Source organism: Streptomyces doebereineriae (genome assembly GCF_031845645.1).
In the GTDB taxonomy this organism is placed as follows: Bacteria; Actinomycetota; Actinomycetes; order Streptomycetales; family Streptomycetaceae; genus Streptomyces; species Streptomyces canus.
In genome coordinates this window covers 600,283-615,272 of the sequence record NZ_JAVREZ010000003.1, presented here as the reverse complement: position 1 = coordinate 615,272, position 14,990 = coordinate 600,283, and the positions used below count along the sequence as shown (strand labels likewise).

Below are 14,990 nucleotides of genomic sequence, written 5' to 3'. Positions count from 1 at the left end.
CACCGGTGACCTCCTCGTTTCCCGGCCCCGACGGGTTGGTCAGGTGGTTGGCGTCCGGCTTCTGCCCGGCCCGGTCGCCCAGGCCCGGACGCCACCGTCCCGCCTCCGCTCCGGCCGGGTCACTCGCTAGCGGGTACCAAGTCCTGTTCCTCCTGTCCCTGCTGAGGCTCTGCCGGCCGGCCCGGCAGGAACAGGGCCACCACGACGGCACCGATGAGGGCCACGCCCGCTCCGCACAACGCGGTGACGTGCATCGCGTGCAGGAAGGCGTCGTTGGCCGGGCCGACCAGGGCGTCGCCCCGGGGGCCGAGCTTCGCGGCGACGCCGAGGGTGGCCTCGATGGACTCGCCCGCGGTGTGCCGTACACCTGCCGGAACCGACCCGAGATGGGACTCGATGCTGTTGCGGTAGGCCGTGGAGAGCACCGAGCCGAGGACGGCGATGCCGAGCGCGCCGCCGACCTGCCGGAAGGTGTTGCTGAGCGCGGACGCGGAACCGGCCTTCTCGCGCGGCAGGGCCTGCATGATGACGACGCTGGTCGGCGTCATGATGTGCGCCATGCCGGTGCCCATGAGGAAGAAGATCACCTCGAGGAGCCAGATCGGCGTGTCCGCCTCCAGCGCGGCGAACGCGACCAGCATCGCGGCGATCAGCAGCATGCCCCCCGTGGTCGTCGCCCGGTTGCCGAAGCGGTCGACGACCAGCCGGGCGCGCGGCGCGAAGATCAGCTGCGCGGCGGCCAGCGGCAGCATCAGCAGACCGGTCTGCAGCGGCGAGTAGCCCCGGACGCTCTGGGTGTAGAAGACCGAGAAGAAGGTCACGCCCATCAGCGCGAAGAACACCAGCCCTATGGCGCCGATCGCGGCCGAGAAGACCTTGTTCTTGAAGTAGGTGACATCGATCGACGGATGGTCGCTGCGCTTCTCGAACACCACGAAGGCGACGAGCACGGCGAGACCGGCACCGATGGTGGCCAGCACGGTCGGGTCCGTGAAGTCGGCGAGCTGACCGCCCTTGATGATGCCGTAGACGAGAAGGACCAGGCCGATGACCGACAGCACGACACCGACGGGGTCGATCCGGCCGGGATTCGGGTCACGGGAGTCGGGCACCAGCCACAGCATCAGCCCGAGGGCGAGCACCACGATCGGCACGTTGATGAGGAAGACGGAGCCCCACCAGAAGTGGTCGAGGAGCACACCGCCGGTGATCGGCCCGATGGCGATGGCGAGTCCGACGCCACCCGCCCAGATGCCGATGGCTTTGGGCTGCTCCTCGCGCTCGAAGACGTTCATCAGGACGGCGAGCGTGGCCGGCATGACGAACGCCGCGCCGAGGCCCATCAGCGCGCGGAAGGTGATCAGCTGGACCGGCGATCCGGAGAAGGCGGCGAGGGCGGAGCCGGCGCCGAACACGACCAGACCGCCCAGTAGCACCTTCTTGCGGCCGAGCCGGTCGCCGAGCAGGCCCGCGGTGAACAGGAGGCCCGCGAAGACCAGGGTGTAGGCGTTGATCGCCCACTCCAGCTCGCTCTGGGTGGCGCCCAGGCCGGTCGGCGCGGGAGTCGAGATCGTCTTGATCGCGACGTTCAGGATCGAGTTGTCGAGCACCACGATCAGCAGGCTCAGCATCAGAACGCCGAGGATCGCCCAGCGGCGCCGGTGCACCGCTTCCGGTACCCGTGAGTCAGGGACTGCGGTAGTCATGCGAGCGAGCCTAGCGGCATTACGATACGGAACCGTCTCGTATCGTAAGTCTTTACCGAGATCTTACGTGCCTGAACGGTCACATCGACCACCTCTGGCCCTGACTGGCACGAGGTGCCACCATGGAGGTGATCCGGGGACGCCGTGAGGGCGCCTCGAGATGACGTAAGGAGCCGTTGCAATGACGCAGCTTTCGGCTGCCCACACCAAGCCCTCCGACGGCAGCAAGGCGCTGTACGGGGGGAAGGGCACCCGCCGCATCACTGTTCGGGACATCGCCCTCGCCAAGGAACGCGGCGAGAAGTGGCCCATGCTCACCGCCTACGACGCGACGACCGCGTCCGTCTTCGACGAGGCCGGCATCCCGGTCATGCTCGTCGGTGACTCGGCGGGCAACTGCCATCTCGGGTACGAGACCACCGTGCCCGTCACGATGGACGAGATGACCATGCTGTCGGCGGCCGTCGTACGGGGCACCTCGCGCGCCCTGATCGTCGGTGACCTGCCCTTCGGTTCGTACCAGGAGGGCCCGGTGCAGGCGCTGCGCTCGGCGACCCGGCTGGTCAAGGAGGCGGGCGTCGGCGCCGTGAAGCTCGAGGGCGGCGAGCGCTCCCACGAGCAGATCCGGCTGCTGGTGGAGTCCGGCATCCCGGTCATGGCCCACATCGGTCTGACCCCCCAGTCCGTCAACTCCATGGGCTACCGCGTCCAGGGCCGCGGCGAGGAGGCGGCCCAGCAGCTGCTGCGCGACGCGAAGGCCGTCCAGGACGCGGGCGCGTTCGCCGTCGTCCTGGAGCTGGTCCCGGCGGAGCTCGCGGCCGAGGTCACCCGGGTCCTGCACATCCCGACGGTCGGTATCGGCGCGGGCCCCGAGACCGACGCGCAGGTCCTCGTCTGGACCGACATGCTGGGCCTCACCGGCGGCCGTGTGCCGAAGTTCGTGAAGCAGTACGCCAACCTGCGCGAGGTCATGGGCAACGCGGTGAAGGCCTTCGCGGAGGATGTCGTCGGCGGTACGTTCCCGCTGGACGAGCACTCCGTCCACTAGAGCCACAGCGGCACCACAGCGCCCCGCCGATCTTCCCCCGTCGGCGGGGCGTTCCGTATCCAGGACAGAAACCGACCTGTTGCGCTCGTAACGTCGTGGTCGTCGACAGCCGACAGCCGCGAAGGAGCCGACATGTCCGAGCAGACCAGCGCCGCGCCCGAGGGCTGCACCACCGTCGCGCCCTGGGTCGTCACCGACGACACGGGAGCTTTCCTCGACTTCGTCACCGAGGTGTTCGAAGGAGAGGAGCTCGCCAGGGTGGCCACCGAGGACGGCTCGATCGGCCACGGCGAGATCCGGATCGGCGACACGGTCGTCCTGGCCTTCGACCGGAGCGCGGACTGGCCGGTCATGCCGAGCCTGCTGCGGGTCTTCGTCACGGACGCGGACGAGACGTTCTCCCGGGCGGTCGCGGCCGGCGCCCGGGTCGTCACCTCCCTGGCGGACAGCGCCTTCGGACAGCGCGGCGGCCGGATCAAGGACCCCTTCGGCAACATCTGGTGGGTGGTCGCCCAGGTCGAGGACGTCGCCGAGGAGGAGATGTGGAAACGGCTGCGGATGCCGGAGTACGCGGAGGCTATGAAGGTGGCGCAGGAGACGTTCGACGCGGAGATGACCGGGCGGGGGAGTGGGCGCAGCAGCGCCCCGGTCAGGACGGACGGGTCAACTACCCAGCGCTAAAGCGCCGGGCTTGCACAACGGGCATCACTGGCGGTGATGGTGCGTTTGCGTCCAGTCCCGCCCCGGGTTGTCCGGGGCGGGGCAGGGGCCGTTGACTGGGCCCCGCGTCGCCACAACTGCCACGCTCTGGCGCGGATGTTGCGGGAGCTGTTGCGGTCTGCGTGATCAACGAATCCGCAGCTCCGGCACGCGAACCAGGCCTGGGAGACGCGGTTCGCCTTGTCGATGTGGCCGCATTCGGCGCAGGCGCGGGAGGTGTACGCCGGATCGACGTGCACCACCGGCACCCCCGCCCTGCGGGCCTTGTACGCGATGAACTGCCCCAGCTGGTGGAAAGCCCAGCTGGAATGGGTGGCCCTCCCCCACTGCCTGAAGGGCGTGGGAGGTACCCCCAGGCTTGCGAAGCCGTACCCGCTCGCGGATGCCCGTCAGATCCTCCAGGGCGATCCCACGACCGGTGCGTTCCGCCTCGGCCACCACATGTTTCGCGATCTTGTGGTTGATGTCCTTCGCCCGCCGCGCTTCCTTGCGCCGCCGCTTCTTCAGCCGACGCTTGGCGGACGGGGTGTTCTTCTTCTGCAGTTTGGCGCGCAGGCCGCGCTCTCGGGTGCGGATCCGGTTGAGCTCGCGCCCGGCCAGGATCTCGCCGTCGGAGGTGGTGGCGATGTTCACGACGCCCAGGTCGATGCCGAGGAAGTCCACCGGCTCGGTATTCAGCGGTGCTTCGGGCACCTCGCAGGTGGCGTTCAGGAACCACATGCCGTCCCGCTCCAGCAGGTCGGACTCACCCTCGCGGTACAGGGCCAGGGTGGCCAGCTGCTCCGCAGAGGCGGTGAACGCCACGCTCTTGACCCGCCCGCCGGTGGTCCAGATCGACACCGTGCGGTCCGGGATCTGCCACGACAGCATGCGGTCGTCATACGGCTGCGCACCCTGCGGGCGGAAGGAGACCGGCTTCTCGGCCGCCCGGCGGTAGCGCTGGGAGCCGGGCCTGCCGAGGTTTCTGGCCTTCAGGTTCGCCTTCAAGGTGGCGTACGCATCACAGGTCTTCTTGATGACGTGCTGGGCTGCCTGGGCGCCCAGGCCCCAGCGGGACTTGACGGTGTCGTAGGTGAGTCGGCGCAGGGCGAAGTTCTTGAACTCCCCGCGTGCGAAGGCCACCTCGCTCACCCAGGTAGCGGCCTCGTTGCAGGCGTGCAGGGTCGCCTCCAGTGCCGTCGCCCGCTCGGGCGTCGGCAGCAGCCTGACCTGCACCACCAGCTTCACAAGCACCGAACGTACACACCCGCACGACAGGCCACCGCACGTTCGAAGTGGATCACCTGAACGAGTGACACACGCGGTCGTGTGCCCGCCCCTTGACCGGACCAGAGACCCGGCCGCTCCGCGGCCGGACAGACATCATGGCGCTGCTGCGCTCCGCGCCGCATGACCCAGGATGCGATTCCTCCCGGGAGTGAACGCCCGGGGTTCCTCGCAAGAAACAAGCTGAACTCCGGAGCCGCCCGCCCCACCGCCCTAGTCGAACCGCTCCAGATCCCGCAGCCAGGCCCCCGCCGAACTGTCCGACGGCGCCCGCCAGTCACCGCGGGGCGACAGCGAACCGCCGGCCGAGACCTTCGGCCCATTGGGCATCGCCGACCGCTTGAACTGCGCGAACGCGAAGAAGCGCTTGCAGAACACCTCCAGCCACCGCCGGATCTCGGGCAGGTCGTACGCCCCGCGCTTGGCCTCGGGGAAGCCCGGAGGCCAGGCACCGGCATCGACGTCGTGCCAGGCGTGCCAGGCGAGGAAGGCGATCTTCGACGGCCGAAAACCGTAGCGCAGCACATGGAAGAGCGTGAAGTCGTGCAGCGCGTACGGGCCGATCTTGGACTCGGTGGACTGCATCTCCTCACCCGGTACGAGCTCCGGGCTGATCTCGGTGTCGAGGATCGCGGCGAGGATGTCGCCGGTCTCCTCGTCGAACTGCTCGCTGCTGATGACCCAGCGGATCAGATGCTGGATCAGCGTCTTCGGCACACCGGAGTTGACGTTGTAGTGGCTCATCTGGTCGCCCACGCCGTACGTGGACCAGCCGAGCGCCAGCTCGGAGAGGTCGCCGGTGCCGAGCACGATCCCTCCGCGCTGGTTGGCCAGCCGGAACAGGTAGTCGGTGCGAAGGCCCGCCTGGACGTTCTCGAAGGTGACGTCGTACACCGGCTCACCGGAGGCGAAGGGGTGGTCCATCTCCTGGAGCATCAGCCGTGCGGTCGGCGTGATGTCCAGCTCGGCCGCGGTGACGCCGAGGGCCCGCATCAGCTTGTGGGCGTTGCCCTTGGTGTGGTCGCTGGTGGCGAAACCGGGCAGCGTCCAGGCCAGGATGTCGCTGCGCGGGCGGCCCGCGCGGTCCATCGCGCGGGCGGCGACGATCAGCGCGTGCGTGGAGTCGAGGCCGCCGGACACCCCGATGACGACCTTCGGACCGCCGATCGCCGCGAGCCGCTGCTGGAGGCCCGCGACCTGGATGTTGTAAGCCTCGTAGCAGTCCTGGGCGAGCCGGTCGGCGTCGGCCGGCACGAACGGGAAGCGCTCCAGGCGACGCTTGAGGCCCAGGTCGCCCGACGGCGGGTCGAGCTCGAACGACACCGTCCGGAAGTCACCGGTCCGCTCCTGATGGGTACGCCGGTTCTCGTCGAACGTGCCCATCCGCATCCGCTCCTGCCGCAGCAGGTCCAGGTCCACGTCGGCCGCCGCGTACTCTTCGCCGAGCGGGAACCGGGTCGTCTCGGCCAGCAGCACGCCGTTCTCGTAGACCATGGCCTGGCCGTCCCAGGACAGGTCGGTGGTCGACTCGCCGAGACCGGCCGCCGCGTACACGTAGGCGGCGAGGCAGCGGGAGGACGCCGAGCGGCACAGCAGCTTGCGGTCCTCGGCCCGCCCGACGGTGATCGGGCTGCCGGAGAGGTTGACCAGGACGGTCGCACCGGCGAGGGCCGCCTCCGCGCTGGGCGGCACCGGCACCCACATGTCCTCGCAGATCTCCGCGTGCAGCACGAGTCCGGGGACGTCGGCCGCCGCGAACAGCAGGTCTACACCGAAGGGCACCTGCGAGCCGGCCACACGGATCGACCCACCGCGCTCGTCGGCGCCGTCGCCGATCTGCCGACGCTCGTAGAACTCCCGGTAGTTCGGCGGGTACGACTTCGGTACGACACCGAGGACCCGGCCGCGGTGCACGATCACCGCGCAGTTGTAGACCCGGTTGCGGTGGCGCAGCGGGGCGCCGACGACCAGCACCGGGAGCAGGTCGGCCGACCCGGCCACCACCTCCGCGAGCGCCGCCTCCACCTCGTCGAGCAGCGCGTCCTGGAGCAGCAGGTCTTCGATGGAGTAGCCGCACAGCCCCATCTCCGGGAAGACGGCGACGGCGACCCCCTCGTCGCCGCACCGGCGGGCGTGACGCAGAACCGCTTCGGCGTTGGCGGGCGGGTCCGCGATGACGGTGTGACCCGTGCACGCGGCGACGCGTGCGAACCCGTGCTGATAGATCGACCAGAAGTTCAAGGCAGTCACGCGATCAGTGTAATCGTCAGAGCGACGCGATAGGGGAGGGGGCCTGCGCGGTGCAGGACGGTCTGCCCGAAGCCATGTCTGTGTGATGGCCGGGCAATGATCCCTGGATGCCCCTTGCCGGATTGTCATGACCTTGCCTTCAATGAGCGGCATGAGCGGCATAAGTGGTATGAGCGGCACGCGAGATGACGGCCTGGGCCGTGCGGCGGGATGGGGCTGGTTCCTGGCCTGGCTCCTCGTGGGAGCGTGCGCCGGCATCGGCCTCGCGGCGATCCTGACGGTGGGCGCGGCCTTCGTCGTACTCGCCGCGGTGGCCGCGGTCTTCCTGCTCCGCAGTGGGCCCGGACGCGCTGTCGTGGGCGGCGTCTCGGGAGTGGCTCTGCCGCTGTTCTACCTCGCTTACCTGAACCGGGGCGGTCCGGGGGAGGTGTGCCACGCGGTGCCGGGCGGTCAGTCCTGCACCGACGAGTACATGCCTGTTCCGTTCCTCGTCGCCGGGGCGCTCGTGCTGGTGGCGGGTTGCGTGATCCACGTGATGACCGGCCGCCGCGGGCGAGCGGGCCGCGTGTCGGGAAACTAGGCGGGCGGGACATGCGCGGGGGCCCGGTCCCGAAGGTTCTCACCTTCGGGACCGGGCCCCTGGGAACGCGCGTCCGGGTCAGTGCCTGCCGAACGACTGCACGTAGCCGTTCGCGGGCGTACCCACGCCGGTGACGTCGTCGTATCCCTTCACCGCGGACAGCGAGCTGTCCTTGCCGAGGCTGCGGACCGAGACGGTCAGACCATCGCTGGCGTCATAGGCGTTGACGAAGTCGGTGCGGGCCACCGCGAGTCCGGACCCCGTGGGGTTGTCCGTGACGTCGTGGAAGGCCTTCGAGCCGTACTTCGCGTAGATCGACGGGTTGGCGAACCCGATCGCCTTGCCGCCCCGCGCCTGCTGGGCGAGCGCCTGTATGGCCGCGATCACCGGCGAGGCCAGCGACGTGCCGCCGATGCGGTACTCGCTGTACTGCTGCGAGCCGTCGGGGAAGGTCTGCGTCTGCCCCACCAGGAAACCGGTGTTCGGGTCGGCGATCGCGGAGATGTCCGGGACGACACGGTTGCCGGCGGCGTTGTTGGCCGTGGCGAGCGCGTCCGGGACGACACCCTTCTGGTAGAAGGGCTCGGCGACCGTCTTGCTGGTGCCGCCGCCCGCACCGGAGGTGAACGGGCCGGGGAAGCCGGTCCAGCTCTTGCCGTCCGCGGACAGGGTGGCCTTCTCGGTGCCCCAGCCGGTCTCCCACAGGTACTTGTCGCCCTTGCCGACGGCCAGCGAGGTACCGCCGACCGCCGTCACCCACGCCGAGTTGGCCGGGGTGTCGACCTGCTTCGTACCGGTGTTGGCGACCTCGTCGCCGTTGTCGCCGGAGGAGAAGTAGAAGCCGATGCCCTCGACCGCGCCGAACTGGAAGACCTGGTCGTAGGCGGCCGCGAGATCCGGCGTCTGGTTGGCCTCGATGTCGCCCCACGAGTTGGAGACGATGTCGGCCAGGTGGTTGTCGACGACCTTGCTGAGCGAGTCGAGCAGATCATCGTCGTAGCAGGAGGCGGCACCCACGTACGTGATGTTCGCGTCCGGCGCGACCGCGTGCACGGCCTCGACGTCGAGGGTCTCCTCGCCGTACCAGCCCGCCGCCCCGCACTCGTCGGTCTTGGTGTAGTTCTTCGGCAGGACCTGCTTCAGCTGGCCGCTGTTGTAGGCCGCGTCACCGTTCTTCTTCGCGTAGGTGGCCGCGTCGAAGGCGATGGTCGGGGAGGCGTAGGCGTCGGTGATGGCGACGCGTACTCCCTTGCCGGTGTACGCGCCCGCGCCGTAGGCGGCGCGCAGCTGCTTGCCCGTGTAGCCCTTGATCGCGTACGGGATCTTCGAGCCGTAGGCCGCGGGCAGCGTGCTCGCGGTGTTCGAGCCGTAGTACGAGGAGAACGGCCCGGCGTTCTTGAACACGGCGTCCGGAGGCGGCAGTTGGTCCTTGCTGCTCGCCTTGTGCGGCGCGTTGTCCAGGCCCGTGACGGTCAGGACGGCACCGGCGAGGGCGGCCGGCGCGGAGGCGGCCTTGGCCGGGGCGTGGTAGGTCTTCGAGCCCTTGGTGTAGTTGTGCAGCTGGGTCCCGAAGGCCTTCTCGACGGCGGCCACGTCACCGCTGACGGCGACGTAGTGCTCGGTGACGTCCGTGACCTTCAGTCCGGCGGACGTCAGCCAGGACTTGACGGCTGTGACCTGGGCGGCGGTGGCGCCGAAACGCTGCTTCGCCTGCTGCGCGTTCAGGTACTTGCCGTACGACGCCGAGCTCGGGTCGGCCACGGCCTTCGCGTAGGCGGCGAGCCCGGTGGCGTCCTTGCCGGCGAGGTAGACCCGGGCGGAGACCTTGGAGCTGTCCGAGGTGGCGCCCTTGTCGGCCTTGGCCGTGGCCCACGCGGGCTTGGTCCCGGCCAGCGTGTCCCGGTTCGGGTTGTCCGCGGCGTGGGCCGCGGGTATGCCGAGCGCCAGCGCGCCCGCGAGCATGGGCAGTGTCGCCGCCATGCTCACTCCGGCGCGCACCTTGGCGCGATTGGATCTCATGGAACCCCCTGTGCGGTTCGTCGCGAGTGATCACTCGACCGTCGTCACTCTTTCGATGAACGGTTCATGCCAGGGGAATGCGAATCCCAAGAAGAGCCCAATTAACCTAATGACAAGGCCATTTGAGGATTAAGACGCTGCGAAGACCGAGGGATAACCCTCAGCGACCCTCTAGGAACGCGCTTTCGCGCCCCGCTCCTTCAACATGCCCGCCATCAGGTCGATCTCCGACTGCTGCGCGTCGACCATCCCCTGCGCGAGCCGCTTCTCCACACCGACCGTGCACCTCTCGACGCAGCCCTTCGCCATGTGGATGCCGCCCCGGTGATGGTCCGTCATCAACTGCAGATAGAAGATCTCGGCCTGCTTGCCGTTCAGCGTGCCCAGCTTCTTCATCTCGCTGTCGGTCGCCATGCCCGGCATCAGCGAACCCTCGCCCGCCGACGGCATGTCACCCATGTCCATCCACGTCATCGGCGGATCCGCCGACACCTTCGGCAACTCCCACAGATCGAGCCAGCCCAGCAGCATTCCGCGCTGGTTGGCCTGCGTCTGCGCGATGTCGTAGGCGAGCCGCCGCACCTCGACGTCCTTGGTGTGGTCGCGCACGATGTACGACATCTCGACGGCCTGCTGGTGATGTACGGCCATGTCACGCGCGAAACCGGCGTCCGCGGACCCGGCGGACGGGGTGTCGGCCGAGCCGCTGTCCTCGGCCACGGCGTAGGTGATCGCGCCGGCCGCGACGAGCACGCCCGCCACGGCCACGGCCACTCCCGCGGACCTCACTGCGACAGACCGCTCGTGCACGCCGCGCCCGGCTCGGGCGTCTGCGCGCCCTGCACGAACTTCTCGAAGAACTTGCCGACGTTCGGGTCGTTCGCCCCCGTCACCGTCCGCTGGTGGCCCCACGCCGAAAGCATGATCGGGTCCTTCTGCTTGTCGTCGGGGCTCATCAGCGTGTACGGCGTCTTCTTCACCTTCGCCGCGAGCGCCTCGACGTCGGACTTCTTGGCCTTGTCGGTGTACGTCACCCAGACCGCGCCGTGCTCCAGCGAGTGCACGGCGTTCATGTTGTTGAGCGCCTTGGTGTAGACGTCGCCGTTGCAGTTCATCCAGACCTGGTTGTGGTCACCGCCGACCGGCGGCTCCATCGGGTAGTCCACCGTCTTGGCGACATGGTTGCGGCCCAGCGTGCCCTTCCAGGTCTTCACACCGTCCGAGCCCGTGACGAAGTGCCCCTTCCCCTTGCCGTCGGCCGCCGTGCTGTCGTCGGACTGCGACTGCACCAGCACGACGCCGCCGACGACCAGGCCGGCGACGACGACCACGCTCGCGGCGATCGTGAGGATCCGGTTGCGGCGCTCTCTGGCCTGTTCGGCGCGCCGCATCTCCTCTATGCGCGCCTTGCGTGCCGCGTTGGTGCTCTTCTTGGCGGAACCCATGAGGTGTGTCCTTCTGGGGGAAAGGGGCGGGTCGGATGGTGACGATCGGTCTGCTGATCGTAGTGGGGCGGGGGTGACTTCTCGCAGGGAGCCCACAGGAAACCCGGGCGCGGGGTGAGACGGGGAGGGCCGGGCATTACGTATGTCGGTCCGAGCAGGCAAGATGGGCGGCAGAGCAGCACCTCCGCCGCACGTGAGGCGTTCACTCCCGGGTCGCCGGGACGATCAAGGTCGGCAACGCGCACGAAATGCTGTTGTGGTGTGATGCTCAGGTGCCCGACCGCCTCCTGCGGGACACGGAGACAGGCGGCCTGACCAGCAAGGATGGGGAAGCGGAAGATGGACAAGCAACAGGAGTTCGTGCTCCGGACCTTGGAGGAACGCGACATCCGGTTCGTACGTCTGTGGTTCACGGACGTACTGGGCTTCCTCAAGTCCGTGGCCGTGGCCCCGGCGGAGCTGGAGCAGGCCTTCGACGAGGGAATCGGTTTCGACGGCTCCGCGATCGAGGGCTTCGCCCGCGTATACGAGTCCGACATGATCGCCAAGCCGGACCCGTCGACCTTCCAGGTCCTTCCGTGGCGGGCCGAGGCCCCCGGTACTGCCCGGATGTTCTGCGACATCCTCATGCCGGACGGCTCCCCGTCCTTCGCGGACCCCAGGTATGTGCTGAAGCGCGCCCTGGCCCGCACCTCCGACCTGGGCTTCACGTTCTACACCCACCCGGAGATCGAGTTCTTCCTGCTGAAGGACCGCCCGCTGGACGGCTCGCGCCCGACCCCGGCCGACAACTCCGGCTACTTCGACCACACCCCCCAGAACATCGGCATGGACTTCCGCCGCCAGGCGATCACCATGCTGGAGTCGATGGGCATCTCGGTCGAGTTCTCCCACCACGAGGGCGCCCCGGGCCAGCAGGAGATCGACCTCCGCTACGCCGACGCGCTCTCCACGGCGGACAACATCATGACGTTCCGCCTGGTCATGAAGCAGGTGGCGCTGGAGCAGGGCGTCCAGGCGACCTTCATGCCGAAGCCGTTCTCCGAGCACCCCGGCAGCGGCATGCACACGCACCTCTCCCTCTTCGAGGGCGACCGCAACGCGTTCTACGAGTCGGGCGCGGAGTACCAGCTCTCCAAGGTCGGCCGCTCCTTCATCGCGGGCCTGCTCAAGCACGCGGCGGAGATCGCGGCGGTCACCAACCAGTGGGTGAACTCGTACAAGCGCATCTGGGGCGGCTCGGAGCGCACCGCGGGCGCCGGCGGCGAGGCCCCCTCCTACATCTGCTGGGGCCACAACAACCGCTCCGCCCTGGTCCGCGTCCCGATGTACAAGCCCGGCAAGACCGGCTCGGCCCGTATCGAGGTCCGCTCCATCGACTCCGGCGCCAACCCGTACCTGGCGTACGCCCTGCTCCTGGCCGCCGGCCTCAAGGGCGTCGAGGAGGGCTACGAGCTCCCGCCGGGCGCCGAGGACGACGTCTGGGCGCTCTCCAACTCCGAGCGCCGCGCCATGGGCATCGAGCCCCTGCCCCAGAACCTGGGCGAGGCCCTCACCCTGATGGAGCGCAGCGACCTGGTGGCCGAGACCCTGGGCGAGCACGTCTTCGACTTCTTCCTGCGCAACAAGCGCCAGGAGTGGGAGGAGTACCGCTCCGAGGTGACCGCCTTTGAGCTGCGGAAGAACCTGCCGGTGCTGTAGGGGCAGGTCAGAGCGGGTTTTCCGCCAGAACGACACGTAGGGCCGACGGTTGCGAACCGTCGGCCCTACGGCGTAGGTGTGCGAAGTCCGCCATCCGCAGGTCGGTGGGAGTCTCCGCTTCGGCACAATCACGCTCACCCCAGAGGCCGAAGAGGGTCTGTGGACTGACGAGGAACTGGCCGAACCGTCGATCTTCGTCAACAAGCTCACCGTCCCACGCGAGTACGTCGGGCAGAGACTCGGTGTGCGCCTGCTCGACCGGGCTGGCGACCGTGCGCACCGGGCGGGTGCTCAATGGCTCCGGTGGGACGCCTGGACGACGAACGAGAGACTCCAGCGGACCTCGCGCAGGGCTTCACGCACGTTCGTACGGTCCATGAGGGCACAGCAGTGGACGGCGGACCCCGGGTTTCCGGATGGCTCGCCCAGCGGATGGCGCGACCGACGGCGGATCACGGATTCACGGACCGTACGCCGGCTCCTGAGCGGCTCCGATTCGCGGCCTGATCTGTCCCCGCGATTCACCGTAATGAGCGTCACTCCCTGAGGCGTAGCACCCTGGCACGCACGACGGCCCGCGTTTCAGTGCGGGATGATCCTGCGGTGGCCCTCATCTGGCGGTGAAGCCGTCAGCCTTAAGGTTCCGGCGAGCGGTCAGGGCCCGCCGATTGGCGCGGGGAATGCGTCGGAAACAAGTGGGTCAACTAGAGAACCTCAATGACTGGAGTTACGGTAGTTAAGAGACCGGTCTTGGCTATGAGGTGGTCGATGGGGCCGAGGCGGTACTTCTTTGTCCTTTTGGAGCTGGCCGGCGCGACCGCAAAATCCGCACCCGAAGTGATGAATGGTGGTGCCGCAATGACTTGGTCTTGGCGTGAACGGGAAAGTGCGCGCGCTGTTACCTTGCAAGCGCTACTCGGGGGAATTCAAGCAAAAGGGATTCCGGATTCCGAAAAGGGGATGGCAGAAAAGGCTTGTGAGCTCCTGTACTGATGCGCGAGAAGCCGCACAAGAAAAGGGTATTTCGGATTGGCTGTCTATGCGCCAGAAGCGTCGAGCAGCTTCAAACATTCGCGAGGCCGAAGTACTACTACGCTGGCTGACAGACAAAGAACAGGAGCGAGAAACATCTCGCGACGTGGTTGCGCGACGAAATGAAGCATCTCGCGACGTGGTTGCGCGAGGAAGGGCGGCCTCCTGGCGTCAGCGAAAGAGCGCTCATGTTGCTGCACTTCAGGCGCAGCTCGACAAGATCGAAGCAAGAGGTCTTTCGCCTGGTAATCAACAGTTGGCAGACAAGGCACACTCCCTTCTGAAAGCTGCGCGCGATGCGAGCGAGGATCGGAGTTTTTGGGCGTGGCTGACTGGGGCGGCTGTGGACCGAGCGTCGTCAAACGTGCATCAGGCTGAGGTGCTCCTCCTGCAGTTGACGCCAGATCATGAGTTGGCTTGGAGAGGTGCCGTTGTACTAACGCAAGGTCGCCACCACCTTGGAGCCGAGGATCCGCGACTGGCGCTGCTGGAAGGGCATCTACGAGAGAACTCATTTTCCCTCGACAAGCGTTTCAAGGATCTCGCTGCCAGCGTCTTGTATGGCGCCAATAGCGTCGAAGAGACGGAAATATCCAGAGTTCGAAGTTTTCGTAACATCCTTCTCCTCACTTTCATAGCCACGACAATCATTTCCGGCATTTTTGTCCTGATGGGGTATAGAGAACCAGCAGGTATACCGGCGAAGCTCTGCTTCAATCCACCAAACCCGCTTCCGAATGACCTCGACAACACTAAGATGGTTTGTCCGATTGGCTCCACGCCGTCAGGGGGATCGCTTCTCCTGGTTGCGGTCGTAGGAATGACTGCAGCAGCCTTGGCCGGTGCAGCGTCAGTGCGAAAGATTCAAGGAACGTCCATGCCGTATATGGTCCCTCTGGGATTGCTGCTCTTGAGACTTCCCATCGGGGCGTTGTCTGCGGTGCTTGGGCTGATCCTCATCCGCGGTGAATTTATTCCGGGGTTGTCGGCGTTGGATAATAGTGCTCAAATTGTCGGTTGGGCGGTTGTGTTCGGTATCGGACAAGAGTCGCTGACGCGTATGATTGATCGGCAAGGAAACGCCGTACTTGAGAATGTGAAAGGCTCCTGGCGCGGTTTCGGTACGTCGTCCCCGGTCGCGCCCACGCCTCTTGTGAGCATGAATGGCCATGACGGTGCAGTGGTCGAGCCACCCGGATGAAGGCCGACCATCAACGACCGTC

10 protein-coding genes and 2 pseudogenes are annotated in these 14,990 nt (G+C 67.5%); 6 read left to right on the top strand and 6 right to left on the bottom strand.

Going from position 1 to position 14,990, the window contains the following annotated elements; genetic code table 11:
- Positions 1–119: 119 nt before the first annotated feature.
- Positions 120–1,706, bottom strand: coding sequence for an MFS transporter (locus tag RNB18_RS12370; protein WP_311714145.1), 1,587 nt, complete (start codon positions 1,704–1,706; stop codon positions 120–122).
- A 181-nt stretch (positions 1,707–1,887) separates the two neighbouring features.
- On the opposite strand from RNB18_RS12370, the gene panB reads away from it, so the two are divergent.
- Both panB and RNB18_RS12360 read left to right on the top strand, forming a co-directional pair.
- Positions 1,888–2,754, top strand: coding sequence for a 3-methyl-2-oxobutanoate hydroxymethyltransferase (gene panB, locus RNB18_RS12365; protein WP_057611698.1), 867 nt, complete (start codon positions 1,888–1,890; stop codon positions 2,752–2,754).
- 132 nt (positions 2,755–2,886) lie between these two features.
- Entirely contained in the window at positions 2,887–3,435 is a 549-nt protein-coding gene (locus RNB18_RS12360; protein ID WP_311714144.1) for a VOC family protein, read from the top strand.
- Here RNB18_RS12360 and RNB18_RS12355 read toward each other — a convergent pair.
- A pseudogene (locus RNB18_RS12355) lies at positions 3,432–4,701 on the bottom strand (RNA-guided endonuclease InsQ/TnpB family protein). The gene RNB18_RS12360 and the pseudogene RNB18_RS12355 overlap by 4 nt on opposite strands.
- A gap of 252 nt (positions 4,702–4,953) precedes the next feature.
- A complete protein-coding gene (locus RNB18_RS12350; RefSeq protein WP_394817611.1) occupies positions 4,954–6,981 on the bottom strand; it encodes an NAD(+) synthase in 2,028 nt (675 codons plus the stop codon).
- Positions 6,982–7,141: 160 nt separating this feature from the next.
- Between RNB18_RS12350 and RNB18_RS12345 the strand changes: the two genes are divergently transcribed.
- A complete protein-coding gene (locus RNB18_RS12345) occupies positions 7,142–7,570 on the top strand; it encodes a hypothetical protein (protein WP_311714142.1) in 429 nt (142 codons plus the stop codon).
- A 78-nt stretch (positions 7,571–7,648) separates the two neighbouring features.
- On the opposite strand, the gene RNB18_RS12340 is transcribed toward RNB18_RS12345, so the two are convergent.
- The 3 genes from RNB18_RS12340 to RNB18_RS12330 form a co-directional block, all read right to left on the bottom strand.
- Positions 7,649–9,589: a S53 family peptidase gene (locus RNB18_RS12340; RefSeq protein ID WP_311714141.1), complete on the bottom strand. Its 1,941-nt coding sequence runs from the start codon at positions 9,587–9,589 to the stop codon at positions 7,649–7,651.
- A 171-nt stretch (positions 9,590–9,760) separates the two neighbouring features.
- Positions 9,761–10,363, bottom strand: a complete 603-nt coding sequence (locus tag RNB18_RS12335; RefSeq protein ID WP_311714140.1) for a DUF305 domain-containing protein — start codon at positions 10,361–10,363, stop codon at positions 9,761–9,763.
- Between the two features lie 11 nt (positions 10,364–10,374).
- Entirely contained in the window at positions 10,375–11,034 is a 660-nt protein-coding gene (locus RNB18_RS12330) for a DUF3105 domain-containing protein (RefSeq protein ID WP_311714139.1), read from the bottom strand.
- 339 nt (positions 11,035–11,373) lie between these two features.
- Here RNB18_RS12330 and glnA point away from each other — a divergent pair, with 339 nt between their 5' ends.
- From glnA to RNB18_RS12315, 3 genes and pseudogenes are all read left to right on the top strand, one after another.
- A complete protein-coding gene (glnA, locus tag RNB18_RS12325) occupies positions 11,374–12,735 on the top strand; it encodes a type I glutamate--ammonia ligase (protein WP_057611816.1) in 1,362 nt (453 codons plus the stop codon).
- Positions 12,736–12,811: 76 nt separating this feature from the next.
- A pseudogene (locus tag RNB18_RS12320) lies at positions 12,812–13,242 on the top strand (GNAT family N-acetyltransferase).
- Positions 13,243–13,609: 367 nt separating this feature from the next.
- Complete coding sequence (locus RNB18_RS12315) at positions 13,610–14,968, top strand: hypothetical protein (protein ID WP_311714138.1); 1,359 nt, start codon at positions 13,610–13,612, stop codon at positions 14,966–14,968.
- The last annotated feature ends 22 nt before the right edge of the window (positions 14,969–14,990 follow it).

Coding starts and splice junctions, on each gene's coding strand:
- RNB18_RS12370 (WP_311714145.1), bottom strand. CDS start 1,706: ATGACTACCGCAGTCCCTGACTCACGGGTACCGGAAGCGGTGCACCGG.
- panB (WP_057611698.1), top strand. CDS start 1,888: ATGACGCAGCTTTCGGCTGCCCACACCAAGCCCTCCGACGGCAGCAAG.
- RNB18_RS12360 (WP_311714144.1), top strand. CDS start 2,887: ATGTCCGAGCAGACCAGCGCCGCGCCCGAGGGCTGCACCACCGTCGCG.
- RNB18_RS12345 (WP_311714142.1), top strand. CDS start 7,142: ATGAGCGGCATAAGTGGTATGAGCGGCACGCGAGATGACGGCCTGGGC.
- RNB18_RS12340 (WP_311714141.1), bottom strand. CDS start 9,589: ATGAGATCCAATCGCGCCAAGGTGCGCGCCGGAGTGAGCATGGCGGCG.
- RNB18_RS12330 (WP_311714139.1), bottom strand. CDS start 11,034: ATGGGTTCCGCCAAGAAGAGCACCAACGCGGCACGCAAGGCGCGCATA.
- glnA (WP_057611816.1), top strand. CDS start 11,374: ATGGACAAGCAACAGGAGTTCGTGCTCCGGACCTTGGAGGAACGCGAC.